This is a genomic window from Vibrio tetraodonis, from assembly GCF_003350295.1.
In the GTDB taxonomy this organism is placed as follows: Bacteria; Pseudomonadota; Gammaproteobacteria; order Enterobacterales; family Vibrionaceae; genus Vibrio; species Vibrio tetraodonis.
In genome coordinates this window covers 295203-317003 of the sequence record NZ_QLYY01000006.1, presented here as the reverse complement: position 1 = coordinate 317003, position 21801 = coordinate 295203, and the positions used below count along the sequence as shown (strand labels likewise).

Genomic DNA, 21801 nt, shown 5'->3' with positions numbered 1-21801 from the left:
GGTTACAATCGTAAATTTCTGACACAGATAGGATTATCCAGATGACTCTTGCTGATCAAGTTCTTGCTACAAATGATGACCTTCCCATTCGTACTCACAAACCAGTCCACAGTGGTAAAGTTCGTTCTGTTTACTGGCTAACCGAGCAAGATAGCCGCCGCCTGATTGAAGAAAAAGGCTATGACGTCGCACCTGATGCTCCTCTCGCTATCATGGTGATCAGTGACCGTATCTCAGCTTTTGATTGTATTTGGCACGGCCAAGGCGGATTAAAAGGGGTTCCGGGCAAAGGTGCAGCACTTAACGCTATTTCCAATCATTGGTTCAGCTTGTTCAAACAAAATGGCCTTGCCGACAGTCATATACTCGATGTCCCTCATCCCTTGGTCTGGATAGTTCAAAAAGCAAAGCCAATTATGATTGAAGCCATTTGTCGCCAATACATCACAGGCTCAATGTGGCGTGCTTATGAAAAAGGCGAGCGCAATTTCTGCGGTATTGAGCTGCCAGAGGGACTTAAAAAAGATACTCAGCTCCCTGAATTATTGATGACCCCTTCCACAAAGGGGATCATAAAAAACATTCCAGGTGTACCAGAAGCAGACGATGTAAACATTACTCGTAAAAACATAGAAGAAAACTTTGCTGCGTTTAACTTCTCTAGCTTCGATGATATTCAACTCTACGAAAAACTACTCAGCGAAGGATTTAACTTAATCAGCCAAGCTTTATCTGAAGTCAATCAAATCTTCGTCGATACAAAATTTGAATTCGGCTATGTTGAAGACGCATCCGGTAATGAAAAACTTATCTATATGGATGAAGTCGGAACACCAGACTCCTCTCGGATTTGGGATGAATATGAGTACCAAAATGGTCACATCGTTGAAAACTCAAAGGAAGGTTTCAGACAGTTTTTATTAAACCACTTCCCGGACCCAGACATTTTACTTAACAAAGAACGAATGACGCAGCGAGAAGCTTTGGCTAGGGATAATGAATTACCCTCTGAGGCATTGATGGATATTTCTAGAACCTATATCAATATCGCTGAAAAGATAACTGGAAAATCCATTCAGTTATCGAATAATCCTAAGCAAGAGATTATTAATATTCTTAGCGATGAATATGGGTTAATTGATTAATTAATTGGGTATTGTATAAAATAAAGCGTTTTAAATTGTAAGCGTTGTCATTATCGTTAAGGGCGACTCTTGTCTACTAAAACGCTTCTATCGTTTCTCGCTTACCATAGATAAAAGCCAACCCTTAATTGTTAAATTAGTTGCATAGTGTTATGCATCCCTCAAAAAAGGAGGGCTCTATGACTTTATCGTCCGATTTGATTGCATTTTGGGAAAGCTTTGACTGGCCTTGTGGACTAAAAGACCCAAACTACCGCTTCGTTTATATTAACCCAGCATATCGAAGAATGCAGAACTTATCTAAATCCTTTGATATTGAGGGCCGTTTGGACGGTGAACTTCCAACTGAAACTCATGAATTTCAAGACGCCTTTCAAGCCCATGACCAACTAGTGATAGACACTAATGAAACAAAAAGTTCTATCGAAATCCACCCCTTTGGCAAGAACAAACTCCTTGAAGGCTGGATATTTCATAAGAAGCCTTTCTATATAAAAGATAGATTTATTGGTGTTTTCTTTTGGGCTGAGCCGGCTAGAAAGTTTGACACTGACATATTCACCACTTTTGGTTCCAAACCCATTTCTATTACCTTAAATCCACCAACCTCAATATTGACTGTTCGAGAGTGGGAGGTCCTCTACTTTCTCTTAAAAGGTGATAACACCAAAACCATTGCCATCCAATTAGCATTACAAGTTAATACAGTAAGAAAGTATTTAGACAGTATACGCTCAAAGTTAGGTGTATTTTCTCAAAAACAAGCAGTAGATTATTGCAAATCTAACGGCTGGGATAGATACGTCCCTTCAAAATACATAATAAGACATAAAATCTTAAATTAACCCAATTTTTATAAGCTGACTATTATATTTAAGTCACCAATATTTTTGTTAAAAAAAGTGGCATGCAATAAAGCATGCCACAAAAAATCAAAATTATTTTTGGCAAGGAAGTTAAAGATCATATTAGATAGCTTCCTCTTAGACTAAGTATGGTTCAAAAAGCGTATAAGACTACACGCAAATTGACCATTGCGCCTTTGCTCAAGCTAAGAGATAATACATTCTTGCCAATCCACTTTTATTATCATACATGATAATAAACCAACCTATTTTTGCTAATTGGGTTCAATCATAACGGTAAAATCCATCATGAGTAACGTGAAATCAAGATCTATACAGCACAACTCATATTCACAAACTCATTGGCATCAACATGACATGGCTCAGTTATACTGGCTCACTCAAGGCACTGCTACTATAGAAACCCCTGACCAACAGTGGACAATGACACCAGCATCTGTTGGTTGGATTCCAGCCCAACTAGCGCATAAATCCAGTGTAGTTTCCGATATAGAAGCCTTTATTATTTACCTCCCTGTCACCCATGTATCATCACTGAACAGCCAGGCAAAGGTTATCGCTTCTAATACCTTGGTTTCTGCCTTAATTGAGCGGATTAGGAGCTTCAACTTTAAAGACCTGACTAAGCCTCAACAACGATTAGTCGATGTGCTTGTGGATGAAATTGCTTCAAGCCAGTCAAATAACCTTTTTCTGCCGCTGCCCAAAAAAGACAACATACGTCGTCTTGCTCATTGGCTCATGTCTCACCCTGATGACACAAGATCTCAAAACGAATTAGCAGCAGAATTTGCAACCAGCCCGAGAACGCTAAGTCGAGTGTTTAAAAGCGAGACAGGTATAAACTTCAGTGCTTGGCGACAACAAGCTCGATTAATCACTTCTCTCACTTTGCTAAGCCAAGGTATGAGTGTTACCTCTACCGCCCTATCTTGCGGCTACGCTAACACCAGCAGCTATATCACTGCTTTCAAAGCCAGATTTGGAATAACGCCTAGCCAATATTTTGATTGATAGCCAATAAATTAATTTTCAATTTTACTTCAATTTATCTAGCCGTTGTACAAACACCTTTAAGTAACAAAAAAGAGAATTATAGCCATCATATTTGGGCATAAAATCTATATTTAAACATATAGAAATTAATTTGTATTAATTTACGACAGCCGCAGTAGCTACAATTTTTATATTAGATAAAATTGGCATAATTTATAAATGGTTGGAAGTAAATTATGCCATTGCAGGTAAGCAACACAAGCAGTTATAATACAAAAACTCATAATATTTTTGATAGTGCCAAGGACTTCGAAAGTTTCTCTCGTAGTATTATGCGAATAACGAATGTTCCTTCAGGGGTTATATATAGCCCATTTAATAATCACGATATGGTCGCTCAAGCGCTAGGCATTAACACTACAAGAGTATTAAAAGGAAAAAAGCTTTTCCCTCTGATATGCTGCCCTCTCAAGCGTGATGCATTGAAAATCTCACTAAAGGAATTTAAGCAGCAGGAGCTACAAGGGCGCTTAAAAGAAGGCCCAGATTATGAAAAGAGATTTACCTCTTCAATCAAACAAAGCGGTGTTAACGCAGTGCACAGCGAATATCCAGTAGAAACCAAAATACTGGGTGAATATCAATCTATTAATCAGCTTTCAGTCATCGACCCCAAAAACTTACCCAATCACACGATCGAAGACATCTATATTATCGGTCACGGTGCCGCTGGGTTGCCTAGGCTATACCAAACAAGCCAGTCCGAGACTGGCTCTAGACCAATCGCTGACGTGATTAAAGAAGTCAGTCACCTCGTCAAAAATAAAGTTAAACCCGGTGTCAAAATTAAACTTACCGCCTGTGAAAGTGCTGATAGAGAAACGCTGTCGTCATTTGAAAATACGGGTGATATATCAGAAACAAAACAAGGCGCTGAACCACTTGCCAAAACAGCAAAAACCGAGGCAAATAAGCACCTTCCCCAATCTAGGGTGTTTGGATATCACGGTTTAGGAGTCACTCGTGGAAGTGGCTATATATCACAAGCTAGGTGCCTAGACTCAGATTTTGATAAAACAACGAAAAAAAGCCACAACTGGAGAAAAGCAAGCACGGTAAGAGAAGAATTTTAAGCGCCCTTATTTTGATGTACTAGAATAAAGGGCTTGGGTTAAAGCTGCCCTTTATTCTAGTGTTCGAAGAGCCCCCCTCAGGAAGGCCTCTGGTTAGAAAGCAAAAGTAGGCGTATTAAAACCGAAGTATTTTAGCTCATCTTGAGACAAGTAATGCATATCATCAGATGAGGCTGAGTACAGAGTAAACCAGTAAAACTCTTCAGGCTTGGTCAACCCAATCTCATGGTAATAGTCGATGTATTCTTGATGCTGTGGATCCTCAGCTGGAAGATCAGCACCCTCGACAAGATTGCCATTGTCGTCATCGCTCGCCCATGAATGAACCCCAACTTTTGCGCCCTGCTCCACTTTGCGCTCAACACCAGACAAAAATAAGTCTGTACCGCCGGATTCAACTCGACTATCACTTTCAAGCAGAGTACTTATGCCCATATCATGGATCTTAGTCGCTAAGCGTAAATTGGTTTCATCATCCATTGAACCTGGTACATTTTGTAAACGGAGAAGTTTGATATCAGGATAAAACTGCGTCATTGACTCAAAAGCTTGATACGACCCCGAGCATATCTCACCATTGACATTGGCTTGAGATGAATTTCTATCGACAACAAAGGTCAATGGCATCACATTGCCCTCTCTCGCTTCTTTGCAATCAGATTGAAATACGTAAGGCTTTTGATAGTCAGGGTTAGACTGACAACCGGTCAAGGCCACCACTGACATAAAGACTGGGAATAAAAACTTCAAGGTAACTCCAAAACACATAGATTCTAGGAGTATCTTATTGTAGAGCGATAATTTTTATATATAGCCTTTGTCAGCCAATTGTCAGTTTTCTGTTATTCGCTCCTAGCGTGATGGCTCCTTGTTCAAAGGCTAATCGTTTCTATCTAAACAGGCTCACCGCCAAATGTACTTGAATATGGGAAGTAAGGAGGTAACGGATTTTTGCCCCTAAGCGTGCTAGCAACAGTATAGTCAGCTATGAAATTACACTCGTTCAATAAGCCGTCAATGCAGCTTAACTCTATTGTTACTGCATCCCCAAAAAGCTCCAACACGAGCAATGTTGAAGCTTAACCAATCAACCTAGGTTGTATAAATTATAGAGTCATCAGTACATCATCCAATGCTAGACGCGCTTTTGGTAAACCGTGGTTATAGTCTTCATCTGCTTTAGTGTAACCAAGAGCAACCGCAACTTCACATACGTGACCATCAAGCTCAGCTTCAAACTCTTTACCAATTAGCTCAGCGTCTACACCTTCCATTGGTGTTGAATCAACACCCAAACGAGCAAGCGTATGCAATAGGTTACCTACGGCAATGTAAACCTGTGCTTTAGTCCAACCACCGTTGTAACCATTTTCGTCAGTACACATCTCCGCGAACAGATAAGCGCCCATGAATTGATCATACATGTCCGCAGGTAAGTGACCTGAAGATACTTCGGCATCTACACGTTTTGAAAACTTCTCTTTGGTAAACTTAGGATCGTAGGCGAAAAGAATTGTATGTGAAGCTTCCTTTGCATGCGGTTGGTTGAACTGAAAGTTGTTAGCAAACGTACCGTGGAGACGCTCTTTTGCTTTGTCAGATTCAATAACAATAAATTTCCAAGGCTGAGAGTTAATTGAAGATGCAGATAGGCGAAGGGCCTCTTTGATGATTTGCATATCTTCTGCTGAAATACGCTTGCTAGCATCATATTTTTTGGTTGTGTAACGCTTGTTGAGATCTGCGATAATTGGATGTGCCATTATAATTCTCCGTAATGATTGATCATAAGTATCTTTGAATACAGTTAGTTAATGGTTATTTAGCCAAATAACCACCAGATTTACATTTTCGTAATTACACTATCATTTTATTTAGATGAGTTCGCCTAATTCATTGAACTTCTGTTGTTGATCATTGGATAGGAGAAATTTCAGGACAAAAGGCTGATAGTTTGACTATTGCTGAGTATTCTGGGGTTGGGTAGTACCCTCTTAAGTAACATCCTTACAAACATTTTAGTTTTCCAGATACTTTTCTAATCTGATAGAAGCCATTTAGAACAACCACTCTAAATGACTTCTGTCCAATGCCTACCGACCTATCAATAACAATTGAAAGTGTCTTAAAATAATCCCTGTACTTTTAACAGCTGAAGCGCATCAAATGGAGTCGATAAATAGGAGACGATAAACTTTTGGGTATCTTCAATACCAATTTCGTTGACTTTTTGCTGTAAATCTTTGTCTCCCTCCACAAGACTTAGCCATTCATTCAATGGCTTTTTATCACCAGAGTAGGCAACGTAATTAACCAAAGAGCTGGTATAAGTTTGACGTTCTTTTAATGAACATTGCTGTGACGCATAAGCAAAACCATATTGGACAACCGTTTGTTTTTCAGACTTATCGAAGTTTGTAAACCACTCTGTATTAAGTGCTTTTGAATAATCAAAATCTTTCCTTATTGACTTGCATTCAGATATACGCTGATTGAGAAGGGAGTAGTTGGATTCCATTTCATGTTTAAGCTGATTGGCCCACGCGTCGAGATTTTCAGCTTGAACTGATAGGCTGAAAAGAGCCAGCACTATTAGCAGAGGTTTAAAGCGCATTATAGACACACTCCCAAAATTTACGTTCTTCACCAGAATCAAATAACAAGTATTCATCTATCTTCATATTATTTCACTTTAATAAGTGCTTGATTACATAACAAAATAAATCCTTTGATGCATATAAAGGTGAATACAAATCAATGAACCTAACAATTAGACAAATACATCAACATATAACAACCAAGCACAATGCATTACAAGCAACGGATAATAACAATGAGTTCATTCTCACTCTTCCTGTCAAAAAAGTATACCGAGTATTAGTAGACGCTGATGGCAAAGCCACATCCGTCATAAGAGAAAACCCTAAGCAATTGTTTGGTGCTAAGTGTAAGACATCCATCGCCAACTTTCTTAGCAAAAGTAACAATGCAAAGGCGCTAAAAGTACTACAAAAAATGGACATGGATTGCGGTCAGATCATTAATGAGTGCAACAAAGATAATGCCGTCACGACGATTCAAGCAGCCTTTCGAGGGTTCGTCGCTCGTCGATCGTTAACACCAGAAAACGATTTCGGCTTTAAAAAGATGACCAACGAAAATCATGGTCGCACTTACTACTTTGACTCAACAAGAGAAAATCCTCACTTGAGAACGCCTGATCATCGCGTCAAATTCGGTAGTGCTGGCGCTTTTAAAACCGTGACTCATGCTGACTCTTCATTTGTTCAGCTATCGAACCCAAGTATTTCTCTCGAAGCGGCTAAAAATGAAAATCAGCTTGCAGACGAATTGTCTCAGTTTTCTTCGGTCTGTCATTCAAGATATGTGGAAGATAAAACCGTTCTGGCAAGAAACGGGGGAAGTGAAATTGCCGACCAGCGGAGAAAATACAATAGAAAGTTTCCACTAGAGTCATTTCGCTTAGCTTGCCAAGATCTTGCTGCTATGCACAACTTAGATATCTATATGCGAGATATTAAGCCTGAGAATATGGTGATAAAAGATGGGGTGGCAAGGCATATAGACCTTGATTTTGTCACAACCCCCAATGGCGGAACTTACCCATTGGAACAATTGTGTGGAACACCATACATGATTACCAAGGGCATGATAAAAGAGAGAGAGTCTGGCGACAAAGAACGAATTAAAAAAGCGCTAAAATCGGGTGATCAATTCGCCATGCTACAAACAATCATGTATGCCACTGGAGGAAGCAAACTAAGCTACCAAGTCCGCAGGCACGATGGCATTGGTAAAATGGGGGTAGCCATCACTAATGCTCACAAAGATTGGGCCAGAGACAACATACTGCCACAACACAAAAACCATGTACTCAAGTTTCTCGCCAACCCTACCGCAAGCCCTTTACCCGCTCCGTTGCACTTGCTAATAAAGTGGGATAACTAGAACCTTCATCTGGTATCAAAATGGACACATCACAAATCCCCGTTGTGGTGTGTCCAATCCATAAACTAACGAGTCTAGCGATTCATTACGGACTCGCAGTTTGGGTAAACATCCATATTCAGCCCAATTTTCACATCAATTCATACCCATTCAACAGTATTAAAGGTATAACTAGGCCATTGTTCTTTATTGGGGTTTTCAATGGATTATATTGCTCTCTCCCGAATCAGTTTGAAGCACCTAACCGTGCTCCACGTCCTACTGAGCACCCACAGTGTCAGTGGCGCATCAGAAGTCCTTTGTGTAACCGCTTCCAGTATCAGCAAAACACTTGGACAGCTAAGGGAGCAACTCAATGATGAGTTGTTTTATCGCGATGGTACGTCATTAGTCCCCACCCCTTTTGCTTTGGCGGTGGCGAACGATATACACAAGATTCTGTGTTCTATGAATCAAATTCTTCATCAAGGGGAATTTGAGCCAGAAAGCTACACTGGCACACTGGCTCTTTCAATGCGTGAAAGCACCTTTGACCTGTTCTGCGATCGCATCAGCGCCATCAGTTCTAAACTAAGCTCAGCCAAAATTCAGATTTTTGCTAAAGAACAGCTTAGCTTTGAAGCTTTGCTGCGTGGACAAGTTGACTTTATGATCCTGCCACATGATATCAGTCAACCACCAACTCGCAGTCGCGATCTGATATGGGAGCAAATTGAACAAGACGAAATGATATGCCTAATGAATCCAAAACACTCACTGGCTAACAAACCCTTGAGCATTGAAGATTATCTTTCATGTAAGCATGTAGGCATTTTAGATAAAGATCTCTCTGAGCCGTATTTTGAGCAGCTACTCACCCAGCAATTCCAACCAAGACAAGTGCGTATTTCAGTCGCAGACTTTGGTTCAGCGGCGACAATTTGTCATCAATCTGAACTGCTGTTTACTTGTTCTAAAATGTGGGCGGAAAAAGCACTCCAAGCCAAAGGTCTAACCCAAAAGCCACTGCCATTCTCATATGGGAAAGTCGCCTACAGTTTAGTTTGGAATCAAGCCAGTCTAAACAATCCAGCACTCAAGTGGCTTCATTCTCAACTGGTTAAGCCTAGTTAGACATACACACTAGGCAATTGAATCCGATGAGGGATCAATGGCCTAAGTGACTGATAAAAGACTAACATTTGTGGTTCACTGCATTTTTCCCATTGCAGTGACTGCCCCTCCACACCATGATGTTGAAAGGCATTTAATCTCACTATTACTGTCTCTGGCAATTGATTAATCAAGCATGCTATATGGTCGACCTCTCGGTCCAAATCGCTTTTTTGCGGAATATGGAGCAAACGAATCTCGTGCAGTTTTTTGTTTTTTGCCAAATAACGTATCGATTGAATAACTTTGTGATTGCTTCTCCCTACTAACCATAGGTGTGTTTCTTGTTGCCAGGATTTAAGATCTATCATAGCGCCGTCCAAATAAGGGAGTACCCTATCCCAACCTGGCTCGCTCAAATAGCCATTACTATCGATAAAACAGGTTAAATGCCCAAGCTCACTATCATTTTTGATTCGCTCAAAAAGCGCTATGATAAAGGGCAACTGCATCGTCGCTTCACCCCCTGAAATTGTGATCCCACTAATAAACCATTTTTGGCCATGGATAACCGAAAGCACCTCAGACACTGTCAAATGATGTACTTTCGGGCTAGAACGATAGCTACAAACATTAATACATTGATCGCAATGGGTGCATAGACTTTCATCCCATATCACTTTGCCCTTATTATCTAATGACAATGCATTCTCAGGGCATCCAGCCACACAATCACCGCAATCATTACAGTAATTAATTGTGTGGGGGTTGTGGCAATTGATACAGTTGAAATTGCATCCTTGCAGAAAAAGAACCAGACGATTGCCTGGTCCATCAACACAAGAAAAGTTAAGAATACGACTTACAATGGCTTGCCTTTCTGTCATTGTTTGCCCTATTTATACGAGGGTTGCGTTTCCATACTCACAACCCGTGGCGAGCGCTGTAAGATCCCTGTGTTATTTGCAGCTTCTGCCCCCAACCAAGTGGTATTTTTACGCGAGCCATGCTCAGTAAACTTCTCAATATCAGACAGCTTAATCATGTAGCCTGTGACTCTCACTAAATCATTCGACGCGACATTAGCAGTAAACTCTCGATAGCCTAGATTAAGCGCACCTTTACACAAATTAAACATGGCCTCTGGATTAGCCTTCACTGTCTCATCTATGGTCAAAATATCGCTAATCCCTGAGGTATAATGCTTGTGGTGTTTCGCTGTCGCTTGAACATAGGTAACGGGATCCGGCTCCGTTCCATAGGGTATCCTCACCCCAGGGGTAACGTCTTTATCTAAGGCTATACCACCTTGTGCATGCAGCAATGCTTTACCATCAATGCCATATTTGACCGTTGAACTTTCCACTATCTCGGCCAGTTTATCGGAAATCTGATAACCTAACTCGTTAGCCTCAGCATTATGACCATAAAGCCCCTGTGCACCTGCCTTTTCCATCAGAATATTCACCGCTTCTGCCATACCATAAATACCGAACATGGGCGCAAAACGTGATTCTTCAATCAAACCTTCTTGAGCCAAAAATCCACTAAAGAAATACGATTTTTCATGAAGGAAGGCGCTGCGCGCGTCCATTAACTCAACCATCAACTCACTATAGTCGGGTAACAGATGATTGAGAAAATCGTCAAGATCTGATGCACGTTCAGCCACCAGTTTTAAGTTCATTCTTACCAGGGTGTTTGAGCCACCAGCTAAAGGCAATGAGTTGTAACAGCTCACTATGCCAAAACGTTTATCACCATAGCTTTGTGCATGCATAGGATAGTTAGCAATATGAGGTTTACTACACGCACATATGTTGCTTGTGGCTTGGCGCAGTAAATCATCCGGTGTCACCTTGGGGTCGTACATAAAAGTCAGATTTGGAGCAATCTGCTTTAGCTCAACATCAATTCGTAATATTGCACGGCAAACAATATTATCCGTTGGACCAATGTTTACGTGCATAAATGCATCGGGTAATGTCCTATCTAGCATTACCCAAAACCGCTTGAGCTTTTGATATATCGACTCTTCATCAAGATCGCCTGCATAGGGCATCAGTACCTCATCTAGATGACCAAGATAGACGGGAATACTGGTGACCGATGGCACATGGTGGTAAAGAATGGTCAGCAAATTGATCGCATCATCAAAATCTTTGGCTGGCTCTAACTCAAGATATTCAGAGCCTTGAGCTAGGTATTTAGCATAATCTGGCAGCACGTAACGCGGTTTAAACGGGGCGTGCCCTTCAAATAGATCACACAAAATTCCCGAGTCCATGGCTGCTAGCGCAGGCTCGGATAATGAAAGGTAAGGAAGGTTACCCTCGGCTTCTAATGCGAGGTACTGGCTTTTTTGTTTCGGGTTAAGGTTTGCGTCCGTGATGATGTCTTGCACGCAAGTTTGAAAAGAGTTCAAGCTGTTAGACATAAAGTATCTCCATTTGTCGAAACTTTACGCTAGCGATGTTTTATTCTGCTAATGAATTCTCTTTGATAATATGTTTCCATTTTGGAAATTGTCGAAAAAAGCCCAGCAAATACACGCTGGGCTGTTTAGTAGTTAGAGTTTGAAACGGCCTATTTCTTGCTCTAATTGGTAGGATAAATCAGAAAGCTGAGCAGCCTGCGCCGCTGCATCATGCGCCTCTCCTGCCAATTCATCAGACACATCGCGAATACCGACCGTATTACGCGTGATTTCTGATGTGACAGACGCTTGCTCTTCTGCGGCGGAAGCAATTTGTGTTGCCATGTCACTGATTTGCTCAACCGCGGTCTGAATTTGGTTAAGACTAATCGCAGCAGAGTCTGCATCCGTTACGCTCGTTTCAGCCAACTGACGACTATCGCCCATGATATTGACCGCTTTACCCGTCGTGCCTTGAAGCGTTTCTATCATCTGCTGAATTTCTTTAGTTGAAGCATGGGTGCGCTGGCTAAGAACACGAACCTCATCAGCGACCACTGCAAAGCCTCGCCCTTGCTCTCCAGCACGTGCAGCCTCAATGGCCGCATTAAGTGCAAGCAGGTTTGTTTGTTCTGCAATATCTTGAATGGTAGAAAGAATGGTGCTGATACTATTACCGTGCACTTCAAGTTCTTGAATAACGTCAGTGGCCACTTCCACTTCTTGCGCCAAGTTTTGGATTGAGCTTTGAGTCTGTATCACTTGGTCTCCACCATGCACACAAGCGGTCACTGCTTCTGACGAATTCTGAGCGGTATTATCTGCATTGCCCGCAATTTCTTGGGTGGCAGCAGCCATTTCATTGATGGCCGTCGCCACCATATTGATTTCGTCTTGCTGCAAACGAATACGCGCACTACGCTCTTCTGCTTGTGCCGCTGTCTGTTTCGATTGCTCAGACAAAGATGCTGAGACCTTGCTTAGCTTGGAGACCATTGCATGCATATTGCCAACAAAAGTATTGAAGTTTTCTGCCAACTGACCCACTTCATCATCGCTACGCGGCTCAAGGCGCTGTGTTAAATCACCCTCACCCGATGCAATTTCTTCAAGAGCCACAGACACTCGTCCGAGATCTCGAAACAAGAAGCTGACCAGCCAAGAAACAACCGCAATCACCAGTAAAGTAACAATGAGGGCAGTCAGAATTAGGTCTTCCAATAGTTCCGAGTGCGCTGCCTCTTCTGTTTGACGATCCATTTCAAGTGCTAAAATCCACTCGGTCCCGGGTACTTTTTTGAAAAAGTAAAACTTCTCCTCTCCATTACGCTCGGTAATTTTCATTGTGCCGTCATTGGCGGAGCGTTCAACCGTTGCCATAGAAAGTTCTTCAGAAAGACTTGAAACAGGCTTAAGTAATAGCTCTTTATTTGGATGCGCGAGAAACGTTCCGTCTTGAGCATCAATCAGCATTGCGTAAGCATTGTCACCTGCATCAAGATTAATCACATCATTAATTAGCTGATCAATAAGTACATCAGCACCAACCACTCCGACAAAAGTACCATTTTGACTGACTGGCTCTGCAATAGTGACCAGTAAAGCATTGGTAACAGCATCTTTATACGCAGTGGTAATTATTTGCTGACCTGCATTATTGGCATCTTGATACCAAGGGCGAACACGAGGGTCGTAATCTGCACGATTGCGCTCTGGATGCGAACGGAACATTTCTCCTTCTGGCGTACCAAGGAAAATATCGTCAAACCCTCCCGCTTTTCGCGCTTGCTGCAGAAAAGGCACGACATCGGTTTGTTGTGTATAACTATTAAATGACTTAGCAATATCTTTGCGTATCGTTATCCAGTCAGAAATACCTTCTGAGGCGGTTTTGGTCAGGCTATCTGCCCGAGCAATTACACCATTACGAGTTTGTTTAAAAAGCTGATCAGCCGAAAGCCAAGTAAGTGCACCTGCCATTAACAATACTGCTAATAAACTAGCACCAATGAGTTTTTGTTTTAGAGACAATTTCATAATTTTTATATGAGTTGAAGAACAGACAGAAGTTGCTAATTTTATAGACAAACTTTTCCCGTTGCACGTAATATTATTAAAATATCACTTACATGTAACCTTTTGTAATATTGATAAGTTTTTGACGTCATTATTATGTCTAAAAATACCCAGTCATCATTATATTTGCGACAGGCTTGAGGGGTAGATTAAATAAATTTTAATCTATATTGTTCATTTAAAACTGTATATAAGTTACCTCAAAAAAAAAGCCGAGCATAATGCTCGGCTTATTCAATATTAAAAATGATTTACTGCTATTCTTCGCTATTATCAGGGCTTGTCTCTGCGATCTCAGCGCTCACATTCGCTTCGTCATCATCACCTTGTGGTAATTCCGACTCTTCGATCTCATCAATGCGCTGCAAACCAACAACATTTTCATCATCAGCAGTTCGAATCAAAGTAACGCCTTGAGTATTTCGTCCAACTTGGCTTACTTCTGCAACACGTGTTCGAACCAATGTTCCAGCGTCGGTGATCATCATCATCTCATCACCTTCTTCGACTTGGACAGCACCAACTACGCTGCCATTTCGCTCAGACACTTTGATAGAAACAACACCTTGAGTCGCTCGACCCTTAGTTGGATACTCAGCTAATTCAGTGCGCTTACCATAGCCGTTTTGCGTGACCGTTAGGATGTCACCTTGATTAGAAGGCACGATCAGAGAGACCACTTGATCGTCTTCAACTAGCTTAATACCACGGACGCCCGCAGCCGTTCGTCCCATTGCTCTGACTTTATCTTCAGTAAAGCGAACCACTTTACCTGATTTAGAAAACAGCATGATATCGCTACTGCCATCTGTAATATCGACACCGATTAGCGAGTCGTCATCACGTAAGTTAAGGGCAATAAGACCGTTTGAACGAACGTTAGCAAACTGATCAAGAGATGTCTTCTTAACCGTACCATCACCTGTTGCCATAAAGATGAATTTATCGGCTGAGAATTCATCGACAGGCAGAATAGCGGTAATGCGCTCGTTTTCTTCCAGCGGTAATACATTAACAATTGGCTTACCACGAGCGGTACGCGATGCTTGAGGCAATTGATAAACTTTTAGGCGATACGTTTTACCTCGTGTAGAGAAGCACAAGATGTTGTCATGGGTATTGGCAACGAGAAGACGTTCAATATAGTCTTCGTCTTTCATCTTAGTTGCACTCTTACCTTTACCACCACGGCGCTGAGCTTCATAGTCGTTCAGTAACTGATACTTCACGTAACCTTCATGAGACAGTGTAACAACCACGTCTTCACGAGCAATAAGCTCTTCCATGTCAATATCATGGATAGCGGCAGTAATTTCAGTGCGGCGTGCATCACCAAAGCTATCGCGAACGGCTTCTAATTCTTCACGAATCACTTCCATCAAGCGCTCAGTGCTTGCCAGAATATGCATCAGCTCAGCAATTTCTTCTAGAAGCTGCTTATATTCATCAAGAATTTTTTCATGCTCTAGACCTGTCAACTTCTGCAGGCGAAGATCTAGAATGGCCTGTGCTTGCTGCTCAGTCAAAAAGTACTGATTATCACGAATACCAAACTGAGGTTCCAGCCAATCAGGGCGTGCTGCATCGGTACCGGCACGCTCAAGCATAGCCGCAACATTACCTAGATCCCAGCCGCGAGCCGTCAATCCGGCTTTCGCTTCTGCTGGTGTTGGTGCACGGCGAATAAGCTCAATAATTTCGTCGATATTTGCTAAAGCAAGCGCAAGGCCTTCAAGGATATGAGCACGATCACGAGCTTTGCGTAATTCAAAGATAGAGCGTCGAGTCACCACTTCGCGGCGGTGGTCAACAAAGCACTTCAGCATTTCTTTAAGATTAAACAGTTGAGGCTGACCATTGTTCAGCGCAACCATGTTAATACCAAAAGTCGTCTGAAGCTGGGTATTGGTATAAAGGTTGTTTAATACAACTTCACCGACCGCATCGCGCTTACATTCAACAACAATGCGCATGCCGTCTTTATCAGACTCATCGCGAAGTGCACTAATGCCCTCCACTTTTTTATCTTTTACAAGCTCTGCTATCTTTTCAACCAGTCGCGCTTTGTTTACTTGATAAGGTATCTCAGTAACGACTATGGTTTCTTTGCCATTTTTATCGGTTTCGATATCGGCCTTAGATCGCATATAAATTTTGCCGCGACCTGTTTTATACGCATCGACAATTCCTTTACGACCGCTAATAAGCGCTGCCGTGGGAAAATCAGGGCCTGGAATATATTCCATTAGCTCATCAATTGTGATGGCTTCATTTTCGATATACGCAAGACAGCCATCAATCACTTCACTAAGGTTATGTGGAGGGATGTTGGTTGCCATGCCAACTGCGATACCAGAAGCACCATTGACCAAAAGATTAGGCACTTTGGTTGGTAGGACTGCAGGGATCTGCTCGGTACCGTCATAGTTTGGTACGTAGTCTACCGTTTCTTTATCAAGATCAGCCAAAAGTTCGTGGGCAATTTTCGCCATTCGAACTTCGGTATAACGCATTGCCGCTGCTGAATCACCATCAATGGAACCAAAGTTACCTTGACCATCAACAAGCATATAACGCAATGAGAAAGGTTGCGCCATACGTACAATCGTGTCGTATACCGCACTATCACCATGTGGGTGATACTTACCGATCACATCGCCCACAACACGGGCGGATTTTTTATATGGTTTATTCCAATCATTGCCCAGCACATTCATCGCGAACAATACGCGGCGGTGCACAGGCTTTAGGCCATCACGCACATCAGGAAGAGCACGACCCACGATAACGGACATCGCATAGTCAAGGTATGAACCTCTTAGCTCATCTTCAATGTTGACGGGCGTGATCTCTTTAGCTAGATCGCTCATAGAGCCAATATCCCTCTATTTATAGATCGTATGTACAATACGTTTAAGTCGCAAAAATATAACACACAAATGCCCACTTCGGCATTACTTTCCCTCTCCTTTTATCAGGTTGTGAGCTTGGTTGTGGATCAAATGCTGAGAAATTAAACACTGTTGTTTTATCCTTACAGATACAGAATATTTTTTAGCCACCATGTAAAAAATGCAGCCCAGTATGGAGTGTGATGAGTTACAGCGTATAATGTCACCCCATCCACGGATACTTATCGAGAAAAATACCTTTTATGACGCTTTCAAAAAATGTTGACCCGAACGAAATCAAAAAATTTGAAGAAATGGCTTCACGTTGGTGGGACAAAGAAGGGGAATTCAAACCTCTCCATCAAATCAATCCATTGCGCCTCAATTACGTTTTGGATCGTGCCAATGGTTTATTTGGCAAAAAAGTACTCGATGTCGGCTGCGGTGGCGGAATCCTTGCAGAAAGCATGGCAAAAGAGGGAGCAATAGTCACTGGACTTGATATGGGCAAAGAGCCGCTTGAAGTCGCTCGACTTCACGCACTTGAGACAGGCACTGAGCTCAACTATATTCAAAGTACAATAGAAGATCACGCTGTGGATAACCAAGGCCAATATGATGTGGTCACTTGTATGGAAATGCTGGAGCATGTTCCTGACCCACAATCGGTTGTCTCCGCTTGTTCAAAGCTTGTCAAACCGGGTGGACACGTTTTTTTCTCGACGCTTAACCGTAACATCAAATCCTATTTATTCGCTATTGTTGGCGCTGAAAAGCTGCTTCGTATCGTTCCAGAAGGCACTCATGATCATGATAAGTTCATTCGACCTGCTGAGCTTCTCAAAATGATTGACCACACCGAACTAACAGAAATGTCAATAACTGGTCTTGGGTACAACCCAATCACTGACACGTATAAGCTAGGAAAAAGTGTGGACGTTAACTACATCATTCACACCAGTAAGTTTTAGCCATCAATTGATACAAACACTTTCTCAATTCGTATAAATCGGTAGCTAGCATAGGCTACCGTTTTTGTTTTAATTTCAAGCTTTATTTTGATGTTTTGGTTCCAAAATGAGCACTAGAAATTCATGCTCAGAATTATTGAAAGATCAAGGGATTTTTTTTTAAATATGGTTACTAATAAACCGATCTAAAAATGGCAGTTTTATACAATCAAGTGGCTCCTAACTCCATCGGTTAGTATCCACTTACTGAAATTTTTAATTTTGTTAGTTATCCACAAGTCATCCAAGCTGTTCAACTTGAAAATCTTCGCGCATAGCACTATCTTGTAAGTCGTAAAGCAATTAACCCCTATATGTTGTGTTTGGACTACAATATGTAGATAGACTTTGATCACAAAGCTGGAACGTTTTTGAAGCAATTTGCATAAAAACACGGCTTTTATCAGTTTTGTTAGGGAAATTAAGCAGAATGAACCAACAACTCACCGTTACTAAACGTGATGGACGCAAAGAAAGTATTGATCTAGATAAGATCCACCGAGTCATTACTTGGGCTTCAGAAGGCCTAGATAACGTTTCAGTATCTCAAGTAGAACTTCGCGCCCACATTCAGTTCTATGATGGTATTACCACATCAGATATTCATGAGACTATCATCAAATCAGCTGCTGACTTGATTTCAGAGGAAACGCCAGATTATCAATATCTTGCAGCTCGACTCGCGGTATTCCACTTGCGTAAAAAAGCTTATGGTCAATACGAGCCTCCTAAGCTCTATGACCACGTTGCTCGTCTAGTGGATTTAGGCAAATACGATCAGAATATTTTGCAAGATTATACCAAAGCAGAATTGGATAAACTTGATAGTTTTATAGACCATAAGCGCGACTTAGACTTTTCTTATGCCGCAGTTAAGCAGCTTGAAGGTAAATACTTTGTCCAAAACCGTGTTTCAGGTGAGATATACGAAAGCGCTCAGTTTTTATACATTCTTGCGGCGGCGTGTTTGTTTGCTAACTACCCACAAGAAACAAGGCTTAGCTATATCAAGCGCTTTTATGACGCAACGTCAACATTCAAAATATCTTTACCAACACCGATTATGGCAGGCGTACGCACACCAACACGCCAGTTCAGTTCATGTGTACTCATCGAGTGTGGTGACAGCTTAGATTCCATTAACGCTACCGCTAGCTCTATCGTACGCTATGTTTCGCAAAGAGCAGGGATTGGTATTAACGCTGGACGCATTCGTGCACTGGGTTCAGAGATCCGCCGCGGTGAGGCTTTCCACACGGGTTGTATTCCTTTTTATAAGTATTTCCAAACCGCGGTTAAATGCTGTTCTCAGGGTGGTGTACGCGGCGGTGCTGCAACTGTTTTCTACCCGCTATGGCACCGTGAGTCGCAAGCTCTGATGGTGCTCAAAAACAACCGAGGTGTAGAAGAGAACCGTGTTCGCCACATGGACTATGGTGTTCAATTAAACAGGCTGATGTATCAACGTCTGGTTGAAGGTGGAAACATTACTTTATTCTCACCTTCAGATGTTCCCGGTCTTTACGACGCATTTTTTGAAAATCAAGATGAGTTCGAACGCCTTTACGTTCAGTACGAAAATGACCCTTCAATTAAAAAAGAGTCAGTCAAAGCCGTTGAGCTGTTCTCTATCTTAATGCAAGAAAGAGCGTCTACTGGTCGTATCTACATTCAGAACGTAGACCACTGTAATACTCACAGCCCATTCGATTCAGAAGTTGCTCCAGTACGTCAATCAAACTTATGTTTAGAGATTGCGCTACCAACTAAACCTCTCACTAATGTTGAGGATGAATCTGGTGAAATTGCTCTCTGTACGCTTTCCGCATTTAACCTTGGTGCTATTGAATCTCTTGATGACTTTGAAGAACTGTCAGACTTGGTAGTAAGAGCGCTCGATGCTCTGCTCGATTATCAAAACTACCCTCTCCCGGCAGCGAAAAGGTCAACGATGAATCGACGCACTCTAGGTGTGGGTGTCATCAATTACGCTTATTATCTTGCAAAAAATGGGGTGAAATATTCTGATGGCAGCGCCAATGGATTAACCCATCGCACTTTTGAAGCAATGCAGTATTACTTGCTAAAAGCATCGGTTGCCTTGGCGAAAGAGCAAGGAAGATGCCCGGCCTTTAACGAAACTAACTATGCAAAAGGCCTATTGCCAATCGATACCTACAAGAGTGATGTCGATTTAATCTGTGATGAGCCTCTGCATTATGACTGGGACACGCTGCGCACCGAAATCATGACACATGGCCTTCGTAACTCGACACTGACAGCCTTAATGCCTTCTGAAACATCGTCTCAGATTTCGAACGCGACAAACGGTATCGAGCCTCCCCGCGGTTACGTATCAATCAAGGCATCAAAAGACGGCATCCTGAAGCAGGTGGTCCCCGAGTACAGTGAGTACAAAGAGAACTACGAACTGCTGTGGGATATAGGCTCCAATGATGGATACTTGCATTTAGTCGGTATTATGCAGAAGTTTGTTGACCAAGCGATATCAGCGAATACCAACTACGACCCTACCCGCTTCGATAAGGGTAAGGTCCCGATGAAGAAGCTATTACAGGATCTACTCACAGCCTATAAATATGGTGTGAAAACGCTTTATTATCACAACACTCGCGACGGTGCGAGTGATGACCAAAAAGACGCAGTGCAAGAAGATGATGATTGCGATGGTGGCGGTTGTAAGATCTAACCTCTAATAACCAATGTGATTAGAAACAAATTAACAGATTGTTTGCCCCTCAGTAGAGGGGCTTAAAAGGAAAGAGGCAGCATGGCTTACAGTACTTTTAACCGAAATAAAAATGACCAATTAAAAGAACCTATGTTCCTTGGTCAATCCGTAAATGTTGCTCGCTATGACCAACAAAAATTTGAAATATTTGAAAAGCTTATCGAGAAGCAACTTTCATTTTTCTGGAGACCAGAAGAAGTTGATGTTTCAAGCGATCGCATCGACTACAACAAGCTTCCTGAGCATGAAAAGCATATTTTCATTTCTAACTTGAAGTATCAAACTCTGCTTGATTCAATTCAAGGGCGCAGTCCAAACGTCGCTTTACTTCCGTTAGTATCACTACCGGAAGTTGAAACTTGGATTGAAACTTGGTCGTTTTCTGAGACGATTCACTCACGTTCTTACACTCATATTATACGTAACATCATTAACGATCCTGCTATTGTGTTTGATGATATCGTAGAAAATGAGCACATTTTAAAGCGTGCAGAAGATATTTCTCAGTACTACGATGACTTAATTCAGTTAACCAATGACTACCATCGTTACGGTGAAGGCACACATTCCGTTAACGGTGAGCAAATCACTGTTAAATTGCACGACCTCAAGAAAAAGCTCTACGTCTGCTTAATGTCAGTGAACGCTTTAGAGGCTATTCGATTTTATGTAAGTTTTGCCTGTTCCTTCGCTTTTGCAGAGCGTGAATTGATGGAAGGTAACGCGAAAATCATCAAGCTAATCGCACGTGATGAAGCTCTCCACCTCACTGGTACACAGCACATGATAAATCTGCTACGTAACGGTCAGGATGATTTTTCATTCATGCAAATTGCAGAAGAGTGCAAGCAAGAATGTTTCGACTTATTTAAAGCCGCCGCCGAGCAAGAAAAAGAATGGGCCGAGTACCTGTTTAAAGATGGTTCTATGATAGGTCTCAACAAAGATATTCTTTGCCAGTACGTTGAATACATTACAAATATTCGTATGCAGGCCGTCGGACTCGATGCTGCATACCCAGAGGCAACGTCTAACCCGATCCCATGGATTAATGCTTGGTTATCATCAGATAACGTTCAAGTTGCTCCGCAAGAAGCTGAAATATCATCTTATCTTGTGGGACAGATAGATAGTGATGTTCAAGCAGATGACTTTAAGGACTTTGAGCTCTAATGCCCAACATAAAGATCAACGGAACTACATCAATTCAGTCTAATCCCTCTAACACAGTTTTAGAGACAATGGAAAACGCTGGAATAATACCTGAATACAACTGCCGAGATGGGCACTGCGGTGCCTGTCGCTGCAAGCTAGCCAAAGGTGAAGTAGAATACGTTGGTTTTGCAATGGCCTATACTGAAAGTGATGAAATTTTACCCTGTATATGCAAGGCAAAATCTGACATAGAAATTGAAAATGTCACTTATAGCCTTAATGATAAAAGCGCATAATTAT

17 protein-coding genes are annotated in these 21801 nt (G+C 41.8%); 10 read left to right on the top strand and 7 right to left on the bottom strand.

Going from position 1 to position 21801, the window contains the following annotated elements; all coding sequences use genetic code 11:
• Positions 1–41 precede the first annotated feature (41 nt).
• The 4 genes from DPF90_RS03655 to DPF90_RS03640 all read left to right on the top strand — a co-directional run bounded on the left by DPF90_RS03655 (position 42) and on the right by DPF90_RS03640 (position 4140).
• Positions 42–1145 (top strand): phosphoribosylaminoimidazolesuccinocarboxamide synthase, encoded by a 1104-nt coding sequence (locus tag DPF90_RS03655; RefSeq protein WP_114784789.1) that lies wholly within the window; start codon positions 42–44, stop codon positions 1143–1145.
• A 179-nt stretch (positions 1146–1324) separates the two neighbouring features.
• Positions 1325–1990, top strand: a complete 666-nt coding sequence (locus tag DPF90_RS03650; RefSeq protein WP_162813989.1) for a helix-turn-helix transcriptional regulator — start codon at positions 1325–1327, stop codon at positions 1988–1990.
• 309 nt (positions 1991–2299) lie between these two features.
• Entirely contained in the window at positions 2300–3025 is a 726-nt protein-coding gene (locus DPF90_RS03645) for an AraC family transcriptional regulator (protein ID WP_114784785.1), read from the top strand.
• A 218-nt stretch (positions 3026–3243) separates the two neighbouring features.
• Positions 3244–4140 carry a hypothetical protein gene (locus tag DPF90_RS03640; protein WP_114784783.1) on the top strand — a complete coding sequence of 299 codons (897 nt, stop codon included), beginning with the start codon at positions 3244–3246 and terminating at the stop codon, positions 4138–4140.
• Positions 4141–4233: 93 nt separating this feature from the next.
• On the opposite strand, the gene DPF90_RS03635 is transcribed toward DPF90_RS03640, so the two are convergent.
• The 3 genes from DPF90_RS03635 to DPF90_RS03625 form a co-directional block, all read right to left on the bottom strand.
• Positions 4234–4890: a COG3904 family protein gene (locus tag DPF90_RS03635; protein WP_240314460.1), complete on the bottom strand. Its 657-nt coding sequence runs from the start codon at positions 4888–4890 to the stop codon at positions 4234–4236.
• 356 nt (positions 4891–5246) lie between these two features.
• A complete protein-coding gene (locus DPF90_RS03630; protein WP_114784779.1) occupies positions 5247–5903 on the bottom strand; it encodes a nitroreductase family protein in 657 nt (218 codons plus the stop codon).
• Between the two features lie 362 nt (positions 5904–6265).
• Positions 6266–6754, bottom strand: a complete 489-nt coding sequence (locus tag DPF90_RS03625; protein ID WP_114784777.1) for a hypothetical protein — start codon at positions 6752–6754, stop codon at positions 6266–6268.
• 143 nt (positions 6755–6897) lie between these two features.
• Here DPF90_RS03625 and DPF90_RS03620 point away from each other — a divergent pair, with 143 nt between their 5' ends.
• Complete coding sequence (locus tag DPF90_RS03620) at positions 6898–8109, top strand: IQ calmodulin-binding motif-containing protein (protein WP_114784775.1); 1212 nt, start codon at positions 6898–6900, stop codon at positions 8107–8109.
• 201 nt (positions 8110–8310) lie between these two features.
• Positions 8311–9222 carry a LysR family transcriptional regulator gene (locus DPF90_RS03615; RefSeq protein WP_114784773.1) on the top strand — a complete coding sequence of 304 codons (912 nt, stop codon included), beginning with the start codon at positions 8311–8313 and terminating at the stop codon, positions 9220–9222.
• Here the strand turns inward: DPF90_RS03615 and DPF90_RS03610 are convergent.
• From DPF90_RS03610 to gyrA, 4 genes are all read right to left on the bottom strand, one after another.
• Positions 9219–10088: a YjjW family glycine radical enzyme activase gene (locus DPF90_RS03610; RefSeq protein WP_114784771.1), complete on the bottom strand. Its 870-nt coding sequence runs from the start codon at positions 10086–10088 to the stop codon at positions 9219–9221. The genes DPF90_RS03615 and DPF90_RS03610 overlap by 4 nt on opposite strands.
• A gap of 8 nt (positions 10089–10096) precedes the next feature.
• The gene (locus tag DPF90_RS03605; protein WP_114784769.1) at positions 10097–11638 is read right to left on the bottom strand and encodes a YjjI family glycine radical enzyme; all 1542 of its coding nucleotides are present in this window, start codon (positions 11636–11638) and stop codon (positions 10097–10099) included.
• A 132-nt stretch (positions 11639–11770) separates the two neighbouring features.
• Positions 11771–13654, bottom strand: a complete 1884-nt coding sequence (locus DPF90_RS03600; protein WP_114784767.1) for a methyl-accepting chemotaxis protein — start codon at positions 13652–13654, stop codon at positions 11771–11773.
• A 296-nt stretch (positions 13655–13950) separates the two neighbouring features.
• Positions 13951–16563 carry a DNA gyrase subunit A gene (gene gyrA / locus DPF90_RS03595; RefSeq protein ID WP_114784765.1) on the bottom strand — a complete coding sequence of 871 codons (2613 nt, stop codon included), beginning with the start codon at positions 16561–16563 and terminating at the stop codon, positions 13951–13953.
• 284 nt (positions 16564–16847) lie between these two features.
• Between gyrA and ubiG the strand changes: the two genes are divergently transcribed.
• From ubiG to yfaE, 4 genes are all read left to right on the top strand, one after another.
• Positions 16848–17555 carry a bifunctional 2-polyprenyl-6-hydroxyphenol methylase/3-demethylubiquinol 3-O-methyltransferase UbiG gene (gene ubiG / locus DPF90_RS03590; protein ID WP_114784763.1) on the top strand — a complete coding sequence of 236 codons (708 nt, stop codon included), beginning with the start codon at positions 16848–16850 and terminating at the stop codon, positions 17553–17555.
• 469 nt (positions 17556–18024) lie between these two features.
• Complete coding sequence (nrdA, locus tag DPF90_RS03580) at positions 18025–20304, top strand: class 1a ribonucleoside-diphosphate reductase subunit alpha (RefSeq protein ID WP_114784761.1); 2280 nt, start codon at positions 18025–18027, stop codon at positions 20302–20304.
• An 81-nt stretch (positions 20305–20385) separates the two neighbouring features.
• Positions 20386–21519, top strand: coding sequence for a class Ia ribonucleoside-diphosphate reductase subunit beta (gene nrdB / locus DPF90_RS03575; protein WP_114784759.1), 1134 nt, complete (start codon positions 20386–20388; stop codon positions 21517–21519).
• On the top strand, positions 21519–21797 hold the full coding sequence (yfaE, locus tag DPF90_RS03570) for a class I ribonucleotide reductase maintenance protein YfaE (RefSeq protein ID WP_114784757.1): 279 nt from the start codon (positions 21519–21521) through the stop codon (positions 21795–21797). Before nrdB ends, yfaE begins: the two co-directional genes overlap by 1 nt.
• The last annotated feature ends 4 nt before the right edge of the window (positions 21798–21801 follow it).